Genomic DNA, 16130 nt, shown 5'->3' on the forward strand with positions numbered 1-16130 from the left:
AGCGCGGCGGCCACGCCGCGCCCTACCCCCGCCAGTACCGGTACAGCCCGCGCGCCGCGGCGTCCAGCAGAAAGCCCAGCACGCCGATCATCAGCACCATGGCCATCAGTTCGGAATAGGCCAGACGGTCGCGCGTGTCCAGAATGAAATACCCCATGCCCGCCGACACGCCCAGCATTTCGCAGGGCACCAGCACAATCCACAGAATGCCAATCGCCAGCCGCACGCCCGTCAGGATGTGGCCAAGCACGCCCGGCAGGATCACGCGGCGCAAGGTCTCCCAGCGCGTGGCCGCCACGCTTTGCGCCAGTTGCAGCCAGCGCGGGTCCAGCTGCTGCACGCCGGCCGCCGTGTTCAACACGATGGGCCACACGGCCGCGAACGTCAGCAGGAAGTAGACCGGGTCATCGCCCACGCCAAACACCATCACGGCGATGGGCATCCACGACAGCGGCGAGATCATCCGCAAGAATTGCATCGCGGGCGACACCGTGGCCTCCAGGCGGCGCCAACTGCCAATCGCCAGGCCCAGCGGCACGCCGATCGCCAGCGCGAATCCCAATCCCACCGCAATGCGCCGCAGGCTGACCAGGATATGCAGCGGCAGATCGGACGCAGTCAGCAGCTCGGCCAGGCTGACAAAGGTGGCGCCCGGCGAAAAGCGCCGGGCCATGCCGCCGGCGGGCGACAGCACATCCGTGCCCAGCCACCACAGCGCCAGCAATGCAGCCAGCCCGCCCAGGCCCAATGCGCAACGCGCGAGCAGGCCCAGGCCCCCGGCGCGTGCGCCACTCGCAGGCTTGGCGGGCTTGGCGGGCTTGGCGGGCTTGGCGGCTGGCGCCGCCTGTCCGCCAGCCGGCGCTTGTGCCACAGACTCCCGTGCCGTCACGCCTGCACCATTTCAGTCCGGCTGTAGGCGTTGGGGAAGCCGAAGCGGCTCAGGCCGCCCACGGATTCAATCGCACGCTTCACGTAACGGTCATCCACCAGCTCGCTTGCGGCGCGTGCGGGGTCCAGGCCGGCCAGGAAACCCCGGTCGGCCTCGATGAGCGTGTCACGCAGGCGGCGCACCAGTTCCTCGGTGTAGCTGGGAAACGGATAGGGCTGGAAGTCGATGCGGCGTTCGTCCCAATCAGCATGGCGGATGGCGCCGCTGGCCAGGTACTGCTCGCGGTCGGATGCGGGCGGCGCCAGCACCTTGGACAGCGCGGGCAACGCATGCGGCGTATAGCGGTTGATGCCCTCTTTGGACAGCAGCTGCGCCGTCTCGGCGCGATTGTCGCGTATCCACAGTTGCGCCTGGACGATGGCGTCCACCACTTTCTGCGACCACTCCGGGCGCTGTTCCAGGTCGCGCTCGTGCATGAACACGACGCAGCACGCGTGATTGCGCCAGACGTCGCCCGTAAAGCGCAGCACTTTGCCCACGCCCAGCGTTTCGGCAACCGCATTGAACGGTTCCGCCACGATGTAGCCCGCGATGCGGTTCTGCGCCAGCGCGGGCGGCATGTCGGCGGGCGCCATGACGATCAGGTTGACCTCGTTGGCGCCCACGGCGCCATCCTTGCGCGCCACCGGTGTCAAGCCGCTTTCGCGCAGCAGGTACTGCAACATGACGTTGTGGATGGAATACCAGAACGGAATGGCGACCGTCTTGCCGCCCAATTCCTTCACGCTGTTGATGGCGGGCGCCACGGTCAGGCCCGAACCGCCGACGTGATTCCACGCCACCACCTTGGCCGGCACTTTGCTGCCAAACCGCGCCCATACGGTCATGGGCGACAACAAGTGCACCACGTTGACCTGCCCCGAAATAAAGGCTTCGATCACCTGCGCCCAGCTGCGCAGCAACGTGGGCTTTTCGGCCTTGACGCCCGCCTTGTCGAACAAGCCGTTGTTATGCGCCACCAGCAACGGCGCAGCGTCGGTAATGGGCAGATAGCCGATGCGCACGGGCGCGTCCGGGTCGGTTTGCGCTCGGGCGTTGAACGCCGACAGCAAAGACGCCGCGCCACCTGCCGTCAGCAGGGCCGAGAGTTTCAACCAGTCGCGACGCGACATGTGTTCCAGGCACATCAATAAGCTCCTTGCTTGGGGGGTGGCGAACCGGTCAGGCCGGTACGGCGTCAATACGCCCGGCCCGCAGCGCGCTGCGCAGACGGGTCAGGATTTCCAGGCGCAGCGCGCCCATTTCAGACAGCAGGTCGGCGCGCGGATGCGGCAGGTCCACCTGCCACGTGCCCAGGATGCGGCCGGGCGCGCCGCCCAGCAGCACAATGCGGTCGGCCAGCACCAGGGCTTCGTCAATATCGTGGGTGATCAGCACAGCGGCGGTGTTGAAGTCGGCCACGACCTTGCGCAGTAACCCCTGCATGTCGCTGCGGGTAACTTCGTCCAACGCGCCGAACGGTTCGTCCAGCAGCAGCACCGACGGCTGGCGCGCCAGACAGCGCGCCAAGGCCGTACGCTGCGCCATGCCGCCCGACAATTGCGCCGGGCGCATATGCCGCGCATGCGACAAGCCGACTTCTTCGATGGCCTGGTCCACGCGCGCCCGGCGCTGCGCATCCGTCAGCGCGGGCTGATGCTTGAAGTCCAGCCCGAACGCCACATTGCGTTCCAGCGACAGCCACGGCAACAGGCTGGGGTCCTGAAACGCCACGGCCACGCGCGGATGCACGCCATTCAGCGGCGCGCCTTCCATGCGCAGCGAACCCGCCGTGGCGGACTGCAAGCCCGCCAGCACGCGCAGCAGGCTGGACTTGCCCGCGCCGCTTGCGCCCAGCACCGCCACGACTTCCCCGCGCGCCAAGTCCAGGTCCACGTCTTGAAAGACCGGCGCCGGCGCAGCCGGATAGCGCAAGGCCAGGCCACGCGCCTGCAACACCGGCGGCGCGCCCGCCGTCACGCGGTGGCTCCCGCCTGTGGCGCCACGGTAGACGCTTGGGCCGCATGCAGCCCTGCACCCGCTACGCCGGCTCCCGCCGCCTCTGCCGCCAGCTTGGCCTGCCGTTTGGCCAGCTCGGTTTTCAATTGCACAAGGCTGGGCGTGACGATGGGCAGGAACGCCGCTTCACGCCAACGCCGGGCAAAGCTGGCGCCTGCCGGTTTCAAATAGGCCGCGCCGCCGCTGGCTTGCAGCTCCAGTTGCACCGCCTGATGCGCGGCATCGGCCAATGCGATGCGGATTTCAAACAAGGCCCACGGCTCGGTCACGAAGCGTCCGCTGCGAACCCCGGCAACCAAGCTGGCGCTTAACGCTTCCACTTGCGCCCGCAACGCGGCCAGCGGCTCGCCCAAAATGCCGCGCGAGGCCTGGCCCTGCCCGGTCTGCGCTGCGGCGTCCAAAGCGCGCCGCGCCAGCCCGATGGACAAACCGCATTGCAGTCCCGCGAACGCCGGACGCGCGCCGGGCAGATACTGCCGCGCATCGGCGTGGATCAGCCATTCCGGCCCGATGCGCACGCCCTGCACCTCCAGCGCAGCCGTGTTGCTGGACTGCAAGGCCATCAAGGAAAGATCCGGGCTGCGCGTCAGGCCCGCGATATCGTTGGGCAGCGCCACCACGGCGGGCGTGCCGTCGGGCGCGGTCACGGCAGCCGCGACCAAAAAACCCTGTGGCCGCAGATTGGTGACCCACGGCATGCGGCCATCCAACAACCAGTGGCCGTCGGATTCCCGCGCACTGATTTGCAGCGATTCAATGCCGCTCAGGAACTTCATCGCGTTCGACAACGCGGTGGCTCCGGCTTGTTCGCCCGTCAGCATTGGCGTCAGCCAGCGCTCTGCCAGCGCCGTGTTCGGGCTGCGCAACAGGTATTCAATAAACACCCGCTGGCCCCACGCCACAAAGGCGCTGGCGACCGAATGTTCGGCCACTTGCGATACCGCTTCGATGGCGTCGCCAATGTCAGTGCCGGGCTGGCCGCCCAGCGCCTGCGGCACGCCAATGCGGAACACGCCGGCCGCGGCCAGCTTGGGCAGCACCGTGGCCGCGTCATGGCTGCCGTCGTCCAAGGCGTCGGCATGCTGCGTGAGCCATGCCGCCAGATCCTGCGGCAAGCGCCAGTTCGCCTCTGTGTGCAGCGCTTGCGCCGTCATCACGCGCCGCTCCAGGCGTAGTCGCGCAGTTGATCGTTCAACGGCGTCTGCGCCAGGTTATTGCCAAAATTGCAGATCGTGGCCAACCCCACGCCCACGATCACCTCCAACGCGTTGCCGTCCGTGTAGCCAGCATCGCGCAAGGCTTGCAGCGTGTCGTCGGTGACACGGCCGCGCGTCAGGATCACCGCTTCGGTAAAGGCCGCCAGCGCTTGCAGGCGTTCATCCGGCAACACGCCTTGAGCGCGCAACGCCTCAATCACTTCAGGCGACAGCCGCGCCTTGTTGCGCGCAATGGCCGTGTGCCCCGCCACGCAGAACGTGCAGCCGTGGCGCGTGCCCGCCACCAGTTGCACCACTTCGCGTTCCTGCAAGGTAAGCCCGGCGCGCGCATTCAGCTGCGACAGCGTCTGATAGGCCTCCAGCGCCACCGGCGCATTGGCCAGCACGCCCAGCAGGTTCGACAGGTATCCGGCGCCCTGCTCCGCGGCGGCCAGCGCGGCGCGCGTGGGTTCGGGAGCGCTTTGCGCGGTATGGACGGGCAAACGGGCCATGAAGATCTCCTGGGGTATCGTTGAAAACCATATTGTGCGGGCGGCCGGCCGCAAGCGACAATGCGCGAAGATCGCAACTTGATGCTCGATCTTATCGACTTTCAGCTATTCGCTTATAACCAGAATTACCACCCGCGTTTCGTCCGCCATCATGCTCGCAAACTGCTACGGTCATCGGACCCGATCAGTTCATGTTCACCGCTCAAGCCCGGCTCACCTATCTTGTCCCACCACGCTCCTCACACCGATCAAGCCGCTGTTGATGCGCTGCTGTTGTCCAGCCTGGAAGTGCAATCCAGCTTGTATCACCTGGGGCAGTATTGCGGCAATTGGTCCGCCAGCACCAGCGGGCGGGCGCGTGCCAGCTTTCATTTGATCCTGCATGGCCGCTGCCGCGTGGCGCTGCTGGATGCCCACGGCATTGAGCAAGACGCGCTGACGCTCGCCGCGGGCGACGGCATTTTCTTCCTGCGCGACATCCCGCACGCGTTGACCCCGCTTGACGCCCCGGCGCCCGGCACGGCGCTGTGCCGCGTCATGGAGCCGCTATTGCCGCGGCAAGCAGACAGCACGGGGCTGGCTTGCGGCTTCTTTCAATTCCGGCCGGGCCTGGCCGATTTGTTGGCCGACACCCTGCCCGACTACCTGGTGCTGCGCGCCGAAGACGAGCGCTTTCGCACCGCGCGCGGCGTGTTCGATTTGATTCTGGCGGAAACGTCGCAACCGCCGGGCGGCTCGCCCGTGGTGCTGGAACGGCTGACCGATCTGTTGATCTTCTTCATGCTGCGCCATCTGGCGCTGCATGACCGCCAGGCCTACGGCCTGTTCGTGCTGGCGCGCGACCCCGCCATGGCCAGCCTGCTGCAAGCCATTCTGGCGGACCCCGCCGCGCCATGGAGCATGCAAGACATGGCAGACCGCCTGCACATGTCCAAAGCCACGTTTCACCGGCGCTTCACGCTGCAAAGCGGCACCACGCCCGCGCAATTGCTGCAGCTGCTGCGCATGCGCGTCGCGCGCCGTTATTTGAGCCAGGGGATGGGAATTCAGGATGCGGCTGAACGCGTGGGCTATCAATCGCAAGCCGCGTTCAGCCGGGTGTTTCAACGGACCGAGGGCGTGGCGCCCTCGGCCTTGCGCAAGCGCTAGCAATAGCGCCGGCGCTTGCCTTGGCGCTTGCCTTGGCGCTCGCCTGCTGGCGCTCGCCTTAGCGTTATCGCGCCTTCGCCTTACCCCAAACCCAGCAACAGATCGGCCAGCAAGCCGGGATGCGTGATGTGGGCTTCGTGCGGCGCGGCGATGTCCACCCACTTCCACCCTTGCTGCGACTTCACCAGCTTGCGTGATTCCTCCAGCACCGCCAATTCAGGCTGCGTGCAATGGATGTACGTGCGCGGGCGGCCGTTGCCAATGGGGTGCTTCAACGTCAGCGGCGTGGTGTAGCTGGCCAGCGGATGCGCCGTCAACCGGCGCTTCACCCATTCGTAATCCGCGCTGCCCGGGGTGAACCCCCACGCAGCGGGAATCGGATCGGGAATCGGCACCGCCAAACCCCCCGTGGCCTTGGACGCGGCAGCGATACGCGCATCGGCATCCGCCTTCGGATACACCGAAAACGCATCCTGGCCGCTTTGCAGCACGATGGCGTCGAAGTACACCAGGTGCGCCAGGCGCTCAGGGATTTGGTCGGCCACGCCGCTGATGGGAATGCCGCCGAAGCTGTGGCCCACCAGAATCACATCGTTCAACTCTTGCGTTTCGATGACCTGCACCAGGTCTTCGACGAAGGTGTCGATGGTGATGTTCTTGTTCAGCAAATGCGCGCGGTCGCCCATGCCGGTATAGCTGGGCGCGTAGACGCGATGGCCCGCCGCTTGCAGGCGGTCGGCCACCGGGCGCCAGCACCAGCCGCCATGCCACGAGCCATGGGCCAGCACATACGTCTTGGCCTTCTTGGCCGGGTTGGCGGCTAGCGCCGAAGCGCCCGCCGCCAGGGCCGGCAGCCCGGCGGCCAGTTTCAACAGGGTCCTGCGGGGAATCATCGTCATGCTTTAAACCTGCGCCAATGCCTGTTCCAGGTCGGCGATCAAATCGTCGATGTGTTCAATACCGATCGACAAGCGAACGGTCTCTTCCCGCACGCCGGCCTTTTGCAGTTCTTCGGGATTCAATTGGCGGTGCGTGGTGGAAGCCGGGTGCGTGGCCAGCGACTTCGAGTCACCGATGTTGACCAGTCGGGTGAACAGTTGCAGCGCGTCCTGGAAGCGCGCACCGGCGTCGCGGCCGCCCTTCACGCCGAATGTGAACAGGCCCGGCACCTTGCCGCCCAGGTATTTCTGCGCCAGGGCGTGGTCGGGGTGATCGGCCAGCCCCGCGTAGTTGACCCATTCCACCTTCGGATGTTCACGCAGGAAGGTAGCAACCTTGACGGCGTTTTCAACGATGCGGTCCACGCGCAGCGCCAGCGTTTCGATGCCTTGCAGAATCTGAAACGAGTTGAACGGCGAGATCGCGGCGCCCGTATTGCGCAGCGGCACCACGCGCGCGCGGCCAATGTATGCGGCGGCGCCGAAGGCTTCGGTATAGACCACGCCGTGGTAGCTGATGTCCGGCTCGTTCAGGCGCTTGAAGCGGGCCTTGTGTTCGGCCCACGGGAACTTGCCCGAATCAATGATGGCGCCGCCCAGGCTCGTGCCGTGGCCGCCCAGGTACTTGGTCAGCGACTGCACGACGATATCCGCACCGTGTTCGATCGGGCGCAGCAGGTACGGCGACGGCACGGTGTTGTCGACGATCAGCGGCAGGCCATGGCGGTGAGCGATGTCGGCCAACGCGGCGATGTCGGTGATGTTGCCCAAGGGGTTGCCGACCGATTCCGCAAAGATGGCCTTGGTGCGGTCATCAATCTGCGATTCAAATGCGGCCAGGTCGCTGGGGCTGGCAAAGCGCGTGGTGATGCCGTATTGCGGCAACGTGTGCGCGAACAGGTTGTAGGTGCCGCCGTACAGCGTGCTGGACGACACGATGTTGTCGCCCGCTTCGGCAATGGTCAGGATGGCGTAGGTGACGGCGGCCTGGCCCGAGGCCAGCGCCAGCGCGGCGATGCCGCCTTCCAGGGCCGCCACGCGCTGCTCCAGCACGTCGGTTGTGGGGTTCATGATGCGGGTATAGATGTTGCCCGGCACCTTCAGGTCGAACAGGTCGGCGCCATGCTGCGTGTCGTCAAACGCGTAGGCAACCGTCTGGTAGATGGGTACGGCCACGGCGCGGGTCGTGGGATCGGGGCGGTAGCCGCCATGCACGGCCACGGTTTCCAGGCGCCAATTGGGCTTCTTCGGTTCAGTCATGTGTCTCTCCAGAAAATACGAATTTGATAAAGCGAATCAAACGGCCAAGGCGCGCGCGGCGCGCAAGATGCGTTCGATGTCTTCGTGATTGTTATAGGCGCCGACGGACAGGCGCACGTAACCATACTCCACTACGCTGGCCACCACGCCTTCGCGGGTCAGGTGCGCCAGGGCGGCGGCGGGGTCCGCCACGCGCACGGCGGTGGTGGTGCTGCGCAATTCGGCGTCTGCCGGCGACACCACCTGTACGCCCTGCGCGCGCAAGCCTTCACTTAGCGCTTGCGACAATTCCAGCACCCAGGGTTCGATACGATCCGGCTGCGCGCCTTCGATCAAGCTCAGCGCACCTGCCCAACCGGCGATGCCAGGATAGTTCAGGTTGCCGGTTTCCAGCCGGCGCGCATCCCCGGCATCCGACACACCCACCTGCCATTGCAGGCCGGACTTGTCCAAGGTGGTGACGCCAGATGGCCCCACGTACAAGGGGTCCAGCGCGTCCAGCAGCTTGGGCGACACGTGCAACAAGCCCACGCCCAAGGGGCCGAGCATGCCTTTGTGCGCGCCGCAGGCAAACGCGTCCACCTTCCATTCGTCGACCTTGGCGCGCAACAAGCCTGCACCCTGGATACCATCCACGATCAGCCAGATGCCGCGTTCGGCGCAGCGGCGGCCGAGCTCGGCGATGTCGGTACGCAAACCGGTGCCGTACTGCACCCACGACACCGCGATCAAACGCGTGCGCGCATCCACGTGCTGCCACAGATCATCCACCGTATAGCGATGCGACGTCGCCTGGGCCACGCGCACCTGCACGCCGCGACGGCGCAGGTTCAGCCAGGGCAAGGCGTTGGTGGGGTGTTCCTGATCATCCACGATCAGGTTGTCGCCGTCTTGCCAGGCCAGGCCTTGCGCCACCGTGTTCAAGCCTTCGGTGGTGTTCTTGGTGAAGGCCAGGCGGCGCGCGTCCCCGCCAATCAGGCGGGCCAGGCGCACGCGCAAGGCGTCGGCATCGCGCAGCCATTGCGGCTTGTCGCTGCGGGCATAAGTAATGCTGTCAAAGAAGCCGGCCACCGCGTCAGCCACCTTGGGCGACAACGGGCTGGTGTAGGCGATATTGGCGTAGGCCTTGTCACGCGTGATGGGAAACAACTGCCTGAATTCGTCCTGCCAGCTCATGCGCAACCTTCTCTRTGATTCCAACTTGGTATGGCGGAATTCTAGGTATATGACGCGCATCTGGATAAGGCTTAGTTCTTATATTCATATGACCATATAGTCGCTCTGCGAACGCCTGCCCGCCCCTAGAATTCATGCCTTTCTTGCATACAAACAATACGGGAACGGCATGCGATTGAATCCTCTACTCAAGACGGCTGGCGTGGCCGCCGCGTTGGCGATTGCGGGCGCGGCAACAACAGGCGCCGCGCATGCCGGCACGGTCGACACCATCAAGAAACGCGGTGAACTCGTGTGCGGCGTGAGCCAGGGTTCGGCCGGTTTGTCGATTGCCGACAAGCAAGGCCGCTGGACGGGCCTGGACGCGGACCTGTGCCGCGCGCTTGCCGCCGCCGTCTTGGGCGACGCCGAGAAAACGCGCTTCGTGCCGCTGAGCTCGCAGCAACGCTTTCCCGCCTTGCAGTCCGGCGAGATCGATGTGTTGAACCGCAACACCACCATCACATCGGGCCGCGATGCGGGGCTGGGCATTACGTCCGCCGGCATCGTGTTCTATGACGGCCAAGGCTTCCTGGTGCCGCGCAAGCTGGGCGTTAAGAGCGCGGCCGAACTGGATGGCGCGCAAGTCTGCGTGCAGCCCGGCACGGTGAACGAGCAAAACCTGGTCGACTACTTCAAGAAAAACAAGCTCACGTACCGCCCGGTGGTAATCGAGAACTTGGTGGAACTGGAACAAGCCTTCTACGCTGGCCGCTGCGACGTGTACTTGTCGGATGCGTCCACGCTTGCCGCCAGCCGCGCCGCCCGTGCTGCGAAGCCGGACGACTTTGTCATCCTGCCCGAACGCATCAACAAGTCGCCGCTAGGCCCCTTCGTGCGGCAGGACGACCCCAACTGGGCGTCGATTGTGCGGTGGACGGTCAACGCGCTGGTCGCCGCGGAAGAACTCGGCATCACGTCGAAGAACGCCGACAGCCAGGCGCAAAGCACGGACGCCCAAGTGCGCCGCCTGTTGGGCGTGGACCCCGGCATCGGCAAGAGCTTTGGCCTGGACGAAAGCTGGGCGAAGAACGCCATCAAGGCCGTGGGCAATTACGGTGAAGTCTGGGACCGCAACCTGGGCGCAGCCACACCGCTGAAGCTGGACCGTGGCTTGAACGCGCAATGGAACAAGGGCGGCCTGCTGTATTCGCCCCCCTTCCAATGAGCGTGACTTCCTGAACGCGGCAGGCGGGCCAATGGCCCGCCTTTTGCATTGGCTCCGCGGCCCGCGCCGACGTACGAGCGCCCCGCGCCCGACCTGCTTCTGTTGTCAGGCATCACGACCACCATGACTGCACTTTCCCTTCCCCTGCCCGCCCCGTCGCTGCTGCGCCGCTGGCTGCCCTCGCTTGCCTGGATTCTGGCGCTGGGCGGCTTGGCCGCCACGCTGCTGCTGCACATTGAATCCGTGCAGACCGCGCGCGGCATCCAGGGCGGATTCGGCTTTCTATTCCAGCCAGCAGGCTTTCGAATTTCGGAAAGCCTGCTCGGCGTAACGCCCGATGATCCGTACTGGATGTCGATTGCGGCGGGTCTCGTCAACACGCTGACGGTGGCCGCCGTCGCCATTCCGCTGGCGACCGGCTTGGGCATTGCGCTGGGGCTGATGCGCTTGTCGTCGCATCCGCTGGCCGCCCGTTGCGCCGCCGTCATCATTGCGCCGCTGCGCAACACGCCCGTGCTGTTGCAGCTGTTCGTCTGGTACGGCCTGCTGCTGCGCCTGCCAGACGTGCGCCAGGCATGGCAACCCTTGCCGCACGTGCTGCTGTCCAATCGCGGATTGGCCCTGCCAGCCTTGCAAGGCTGGCTGCCTTATGCCGCTGTCTTGGCGGTGGCGCTGATGGTCGGCTGGCGTGCGCGGCGGCGCGTTGGCAACCCGGCCGTCTACGCTTCCCTTGCCATCGCCGCGTTGGCCTGGGCGCTGCTACCCGCTATCCACATCGAATTGCCCATCAAGCGTGGCCTGGGCTTGCAAGGCGGCTGGCAACCCAGCATTGAATTCGCGGCGGTGCTGATCGGCTTGGTCGTGTTTCATGCGGCCTACATTGCCGACATCGTCCGCGCCGCCGTGCGCGCCGTGCCGATCGGGCTGGTGGAAGCCGGCCAGGCGATGGGCCTCACGCCACGCGCCGTGCTGCGGCTGGTGATTGCGCCGTATGCCGCTCGCGTGGCGCTTCCGCCCTATGCCAACCAGTGCCTGTCGCTGGTGAAGAACAGCACATTGGCCATCGCGATTGGCTATCAGGAATTGATGGCGGTCATCAACACCGCCATCACGCAGACCGGCTTGGCGCTGGAAGGCATTGCGCTGGCGGTGGCGGTGTATCTGACGTTGGCGCTAGCGTTGGGCGGCGGGCTATCGGCCTGGAACGCGCGCAACACGCGCCACGGGCCGGGCGACACGCATGGCGCGCGGCTGGGCGACCGGCCGTTGTGGAATGCGGCCGATGGCGAACGGCGCCCCTGGCGCGGCAAACTGGCCTCTACCGCGATGGCCGTGCTGTTGGCGGCCGCAGCGTGGGCCTTGCTGGACTGGGCCGTGGTACGCGCGGTGTGGCAAGGCGGCCCCGCCGCTTGCGCCAACGCGGCGGGCGCGTGTTGGGCCGCGGTGGGAGAAAACCTGCCGCTGCTGTTCTTCGGCACCATGGCCGAGGCCGACCGAGGCCCGGCGCTGGCCGCCTGCGCGGCGCTGCTGGCCGGCATCGCGCTGACGCTGGGCGTAAGTAGCCTGCCCGCCAAGATACGCGGGGCCTTGTTGATTGCCCTGCTGGCGGTGGTGGTGGCCGCGTTGACCGGCTGGCCTTGGGGCGGCGCGCTGATCGGTCCGCAGCGTTGGGGCGGCTTGCTTGTCACACTGATCCTGGCCATCGCTGCGCTGGCCGCCGCCGTGCCGTTGGCCTTTGCGCTGGCGTTGTTGCGCCGCTCAGGCAGCCGCGCGGGGTCGCTGGCGGCCGCCGGGCTGATCGAAGCGGTACGCGGCGTGCCGTTGGTCACGCAGCTGCTGTTCGCGTCCTTTGTATTGCCGATGTTGCTGGGTGGCGGCGTGTCCAAGTTCAGCATGGCGCTGGCCGCGCTGACCTTGCACACCGCCTGCCTGCTGGCAGAAGTCTTGCGCGGCGCGCTGCAAGCCATTCCGCCGGGCCAGATGATGGCCGCACGCGCGTTGGGCATGCGCCCCGCCACCGCGTACGCCACGGTCATCTGGCCGCAAGCGCGCCGCATCGCCGCGCCCGCCGCGCTGGGCGTGTTCGTGGGCGCAGTGAAAGACACGTCGCTGGTCAGCATCATCGGTGTGTTCGACGTGCTGGGCGCGGCCAAAGCGGTGGTGGCCGGCACGGACTGGCGGCCCTATCACGTCGAGGTCTATCTGGCGGTGGCGCTGTTGTACTTCGTGGCAAGCCTGGCGTTGACGCGCGTTGCGCGGCGCATGGAAACGCGCGGCGGGTAGATGGGGCCAGACGTTACGCGCTCGTCCTATCGCGGGTTCAGCCCGCCCGCGAATCCAGCGGCGTGCGGGCCAGGAAGCGGTCGAAGGCGGCCAGATACGCCCCTTCCACCGCCGTCAGTTTGCGTTGCTTGTGCCAGGTCAGAAACACGTCGATCTCGGCCACGGATTCGGCCGGCGGCAAGCGCCGCAGTTCGCCGCTCATGACGTCCTGGCGGATCAGATGCTCGGGCAGAAAGCTCAGCCCGATGCCCGCCACCACCATCCGGCGGACCTCTTCGATGTTGGGCGACGTGCCCACGATGCGGCCCGTGAAGCCCTGCTGGTCGCGGAAGATGGTCAGCGGAGACAAGGTGTCGYCGATCTGGTCGCTGGCGAAGCACACGAAATTCTGGTCCATCAGGTCTTCGATGCTGATGCGCTGCTTTGAGAACAGCGGGTGGTGCCGGCCGCAGACCACCGCATAGTGATGCCGAAGAAAGAGCCGGCGTTCCAGGCCTTCAACCGGCTTGCGGCACAAACAGATGCCCAGCGCGGGCACACGCTTGGCCAGCGCGTCCAGAATGGCGGCGCTGGGCAGCACGTCGATATGGAATTCGATCTTGGAATAGCGGCGATGAAACTGCGCCAGGAAGTCGTCATAGGCCGGGCTTTGGACCTTGCTCATCACCAGCAGCCGCAACGTGCCGGCCACTTCGGCCTTGTCTTGCGTGGCGGCGTTTTCAATGCGGGCCATGGTGCCGTACATGTCGCGGGCGATGGCGTAGATTTCGTCGCCCAAGCCCGTCAGGCGGAACTCGCCATTGCGCCGGTGCAGCAGCATGCCGCCCACCGCGTCTTCCAGCCGCTTCAGCGCCTGGCTGACCGCGGGCTGGCTCAGGTGCAGCGCCTGCGCCGCCCTGCCCACCCCGCGTTCCTGCACCACAAACATGAACGTGCGCAGCAGGTTCCAGTCCATGCGTTCGGGCGCCAGCGAGAGCGCAGAAGGGGTACGGCGGGCAGGCTGGGGCATGGCGGTCCGGAAGGCGGCGGGTAAGAAATTTGAATCCAACCCAAGCCGGCCGCCGCCCCAAGAGTCAAGCGCCGGTCAGCCCCGCGAAAAACCGCGATGCGTTGGATTCCAGGCCCTCAATATAGTAGCCACCCTCTTGCACGATCAAGGTCGGCAAACGCATGCCGCCCACCGCCCGGCCCAGGCGCTCGAAGCCGTCTTCCGTCACGCTGACCATGGCTTGCGGATCTTTCTCGAAGATGTCGAAGCCCAGCGACAGCACCAGCGCGTCAGGCTGGAACAAGTCGATGGCCTGGCGCGCTTGCTTCAGCCGGTCGAAAAACACGGATTCGGGCGACCCATGCGGCATCGGCAGGTTGATGTTGTAGCCGTAGCCTTCGCCCGCGCCGCGCTCGTCTTCAAAGCCTGCGACCACCGGGTAGAAGTTTTCGGGATCGCCGTGGATCGACACGTAGAGCACGTCGCTGCGCTCGTAGAAAATTTCCTGAATGCCCTGGCCGTGGTGCATGTCGGTGTCCAGGATCGCCACGCGCGGAAAGCGCGACGTCAGGCGCTGCGCGGCGATGGCCGCATTGTTCAGGTAGCAGAACCCGCCTGCGGCATCGCGGCGCGCATGATGGCCGGGCGGACGGCACAGCGCGTAGGCGTGGCGGTCGCCCGCCAGCAGCGCTTCGGCGCCCGCCACCGCGCATTGCGCCGACCAATACGCCRACTGCCACGTGTTCGGGCCGACCGGGCAGCTGCCATCCGCCAGATAGCGCCCGGCCTTGGCCAGCACGCCGCGTAACGCGTTGGGTTCGCGCACGAAGACATTCGACACGACCTCGCCGCCCCAGTCGCCCGGCAGTTTCATCCAGTCGTCATGGGCGCTTTGCAGAAAGCGCAGATAGTCCAGCGAGTGCACGGCCGAAATGGCGCCGGCCCCGTGGTCGGCGGGCGTCTGCACGTCAAAGCCCAGCTTGCGTGCCGCTTGCACCAGGCCATCCAGACGCGCCGGCACTTCCTGCGGGGTGCGCATCTTGCCGCGCGAAAAATAGGTTTGCGGATGATGCAGCTTCTGGTCGTCGTGAAAAAATGCCTTCATGCTTGCTGATCCTTCAGGTGAAATTGCTCGGTGCGCTGGCCAACATTGCCCAGCAGCAGAACGGAAACCAGGGAAAGCAACGAAATCGCCGAGAACAGCAGCGCCAGCGGCCACCACTGCCCTTTGAAATTCTCCGCCAGCACGGTGCCAAGCAAGGGCGTCAGACCGCCGAAGATGGCGCCCGACAACTGGTAGGCCATTGAGATGCCCGTGTAGCGGATGCCGGTCGGAAAGCTGTCGCTGACATAGCCCGCGATGACCGCGTAGTACGCGCCCATGAAGAGTACCGMCACGCCGACCCCCAGCGTAATACTGGAAAGCGAGCCCTGGTCGACCAAGTTGAACATCGCGTAGGGCGTGAAGATCGACACGAACGCCATCGCGCCCAGGAACCGCAGGTTGCCGACGCGGCTGGCGATGTAGGCCGCAAGCGGCGTGATGAAGAACTGCATGATCGACACGACCAGCAGGCAATCCAGAATCACCGCCCGGTTCAAGCCCACGTACTGCGTGGTGTACGCAATCATGAACGTGTTGGTGAAGTAGAAGCCGGCAATGCCCAGTACGTTGGCGCCCACCGCCAGTATCAGCAGCCGGGGCGCGCCGCGCAGCACCTGCGCAAGCGGGGCCTGGGCGGGTTTGGCCGGGTTGGCGCGCTTGGCCTGCGCTGCCTTTTCCGCGATGAAGTCGGGCGATTCGTTCACGCTCAAGCGAATCACGAAGCCCACCACCAGCAGCACCGCCGAGAACAGGAACGGCACGCGCCAGCCCCAGCTCAGGAACGCCTCGTCGTCCAGGCCCGTCACCAGCTTGAACATCAGCATCGACAGGATCAAGCCCGCCGGGCTGCCCAGTTGGGCGAACGATGCGAAGAACGTGCGCTTGCTTTGGTCCGGCGAATGCTCGCCCGCCATCAGCACCGCCCCGCCCCATTCGCCGCCCACCGCGATCCCCTGCACGATACGCAGCAGGATCAGCAGGATGGGCGCCCAGATGCCGATGGACGCGTGGGTGGGCAACAGGCCGATCAAGACGGTTACCGTGCCCATCATCACCAAGGTGATCACCAGCGATTTCTTGCGGCCGATCTTGTCGCCAATGTGGCCGAAGATGGCGCCGCCCAGTGGCCGGGCGAAAAAGCCCACCGCGAATGTGCCGAAGGCGGCCAAGGTGCCGTAGAAGCCGGTGGCCGATGGAAAAAAGATCTTGCCGAACACCAGCGCGGCCGCGGTCGCGTAGATGTAGAAGTCGTACCACTCGATCATCGTGCCGACAAAAGCGGCGGTCGACGCGCGCACCGGTTGGTGGCCCGTCACGGGTTTTCCCCTCATGTTTATCTCTCTTTACGTAGTTGAGGTCTTGCAGACGA

General features: G+C 65.9%; 14 protein-coding genes. 3 read left to right on the forward strand and 11 right to left on the reverse strand.

Annotation, left to right across the window (positions count from 1 at the left end; translation table 11 throughout):
* Positions 1–22: 22 nt before the first annotated feature.
* Genes AC1DSJ_RS20425 through AC1DSJ_RS20445 form a run of 5 tightly spaced genes read right to left on the reverse strand, consistent with a single transcriptional unit; the run spans position 23 to position 4655 of the window.
* Positions 23–871 (reverse strand): ABC transporter permease, encoded by an 849-nt coding sequence (locus tag AC1DSJ_RS20425; protein ID WP_441372010.1) that lies wholly within the window; start codon positions 869–871, stop codon positions 23–25.
* Between the two features lie 14 nt (positions 872–885).
* Entirely contained in the window at positions 886–2076 is a 1191-nt protein-coding gene (locus AC1DSJ_RS20430) for an ABC transporter substrate-binding protein (protein WP_427947185.1), read from the reverse strand.
* A gap of 34 nt (positions 2077–2110) precedes the next feature.
* On the reverse strand, positions 2111–2908 hold the full coding sequence (locus AC1DSJ_RS20435; RefSeq protein WP_054427707.1) for an ABC transporter ATP-binding protein: 798 nt from the start codon (positions 2906–2908) through the stop codon (positions 2111–2113).
* Positions 2905–4101: an acyl-CoA dehydrogenase family protein gene (locus tag AC1DSJ_RS20440; protein WP_441372082.1), complete on the reverse strand. Its 1197-nt coding sequence runs from the start codon at positions 4099–4101 to the stop codon at positions 2905–2907. The genes AC1DSJ_RS20435 and AC1DSJ_RS20440 overlap by 4 nt, the downstream gene beginning before the upstream one ends.
* A complete protein-coding gene (locus AC1DSJ_RS20445) occupies positions 4101–4655 on the reverse strand; it encodes a carboxymuconolactone decarboxylase family protein (RefSeq protein ID WP_054427708.1) in 555 nt (184 codons plus the stop codon). The genes AC1DSJ_RS20440 and AC1DSJ_RS20445 overlap by 1 nt, the downstream gene beginning before the upstream one ends.
* Positions 4656–4877: 222 nt before the next feature.
* Here AC1DSJ_RS20445 and AC1DSJ_RS20450 point away from each other — a divergent pair, with 222 nt between their 5' ends.
* Positions 4878–5804 carry an AraC family transcriptional regulator gene (locus AC1DSJ_RS20450; RefSeq protein ID WP_054427785.1) on the forward strand — a complete coding sequence of 309 codons (927 nt, stop codon included), beginning with the start codon at positions 4878–4880 and terminating at the stop codon, positions 5802–5804.
* A gap of 80 nt (positions 5805–5884) precedes the next feature.
* Here AC1DSJ_RS20450 and AC1DSJ_RS20455 read toward each other — a convergent pair whose 3' ends face one another.
* The 3 genes from AC1DSJ_RS20455 to AC1DSJ_RS20465 are packed head-to-tail and all read right to left on the reverse strand — an operon-like array spanning position 5885 to position 9178.
* Positions 5885–6703 (reverse strand): alpha/beta fold hydrolase, encoded by an 819-nt coding sequence (locus AC1DSJ_RS20455; RefSeq protein ID WP_441372011.1) that lies wholly within the window; start codon positions 6701–6703, stop codon positions 5885–5887.
* Between the two features lie 3 nt (positions 6704–6706).
* The gene (locus AC1DSJ_RS20460; RefSeq protein ID WP_054427711.1) at positions 6707–8002 is read right to left on the reverse strand and encodes an O-acetylhomoserine aminocarboxypropyltransferase/cysteine synthase family protein; all 1296 of its coding nucleotides are present in this window, start codon (positions 8000–8002) and stop codon (positions 6707–6709) included.
* A 36-nt stretch (positions 8003–8038) separates the two neighbouring features.
* The gene (locus tag AC1DSJ_RS20465) at positions 8039–9178 is read right to left on the reverse strand and encodes an aminotransferase class V-fold PLP-dependent enzyme (RefSeq protein WP_441372012.1); all 1140 of its coding nucleotides are present in this window, start codon (positions 9176–9178) and stop codon (positions 8039–8041) included.
* A gap of 169 nt (positions 9179–9347) precedes the next feature.
* On the opposite strand from AC1DSJ_RS20465, the gene AC1DSJ_RS20470 reads away from it, so the two are divergent.
* Positions 9348–10385 (forward strand): amino acid ABC transporter substrate-binding protein, encoded by a 1038-nt coding sequence (locus AC1DSJ_RS20470; RefSeq protein ID WP_054427714.1) that lies wholly within the window; start codon positions 9348–9350, stop codon positions 10383–10385.
* Positions 10386–10508: 123 nt separating this feature from the next.
* Positions 10509–12668 carry an ABC transporter permease subunit gene (locus AC1DSJ_RS20475; RefSeq protein WP_441372013.1) on the forward strand — a complete coding sequence of 720 codons (2160 nt, stop codon included), beginning with the start codon at positions 10509–10511 and terminating at the stop codon, positions 12666–12668.
* A 37-nt stretch (positions 12669–12705) separates the two neighbouring features.
* Here AC1DSJ_RS20475 and AC1DSJ_RS20480 read toward each other — a convergent pair whose 3' ends face one another.
* From AC1DSJ_RS20480 to AC1DSJ_RS20490, 3 genes are all read right to left on the reverse strand, one after another.
* Positions 12706–13677, reverse strand: a complete 972-nt coding sequence (locus AC1DSJ_RS20480) for a LysR family transcriptional regulator (protein WP_476760378.1) — start codon at positions 13675–13677, stop codon at positions 12706–12708.
* Positions 13678–13741: 64 nt separating this feature from the next.
* Positions 13742–14761 (reverse strand): histone deacetylase family protein, encoded by a 1020-nt coding sequence (locus AC1DSJ_RS20485; RefSeq protein WP_476760379.1) that lies wholly within the window; start codon positions 14759–14761, stop codon positions 13742–13744.
* Positions 14758–16092 (reverse strand): MFS transporter, encoded by a 1335-nt coding sequence (locus tag AC1DSJ_RS20490; protein WP_476760380.1) that lies wholly within the window; start codon positions 16090–16092, stop codon positions 14758–14760. Before AC1DSJ_RS20490 ends, AC1DSJ_RS20485 begins: the two co-directional genes overlap by 4 nt.
* Positions 16093–16130 lie beyond the last annotated feature (38 nt).

It is taken from the genome of Achromobacter sp. 01N37, assembly GCF_056399725.1.

Bases quoted from the DNA above. Each gene is read 5' to 3' on its own strand.
- AC1DSJ_RS20430 (WP_427947185.1), bottom strand. From the start codon at position 2,076: ATGTGCCTGGAACACATGTCGCGTCGCGACTGGTTGAAACTCTCGGCC.
- AC1DSJ_RS20440 (WP_441372082.1), bottom strand. From the start codon at position 4,101: ATGACGGCGCAAGCGCTGCACACAGAGGCGAACTGGCGCTTGCCGCAG.
- AC1DSJ_RS20445 (WP_054427708.1), bottom strand. From the start codon at position 4,655: ATGGCCCGTTTGCCCGTCCATACCGCGCAAAGCGCTCCCGAACCCACG.
- AC1DSJ_RS20455 (WP_441372011.1), bottom strand. From the start codon at position 6,703: ATGACGATGATTCCCCGCAGGACCCTGTTGAAACTGGCCGCCGGGCTG.
- AC1DSJ_RS20460 (WP_054427711.1), bottom strand. From the start codon at position 8,002: ATGACTGAACCGAAGAAGCCCAATTGGCGCCTGGAAACCGTGGCCGTG.
- AC1DSJ_RS20465 (WP_441372012.1), bottom strand. From the start codon at position 9,178: ATGAGCTGGCAGGACGAATTCAGGCAGTTGTTTCCCATCACGCGTGAC.
- AC1DSJ_RS20470 (WP_054427714.1), top strand. From the start codon at position 9,348: ATGCGATTGAATCCTCTACTCAAGACGGCTGGCGTGGCCGCCGCGTTG.
- AC1DSJ_RS20475 (WP_441372013.1), top strand. From the start codon at position 10,509: ATGACTGCACTTTCCCTTCCCCTGCCCGCCCCGTCGCTGCTGCGCCGC.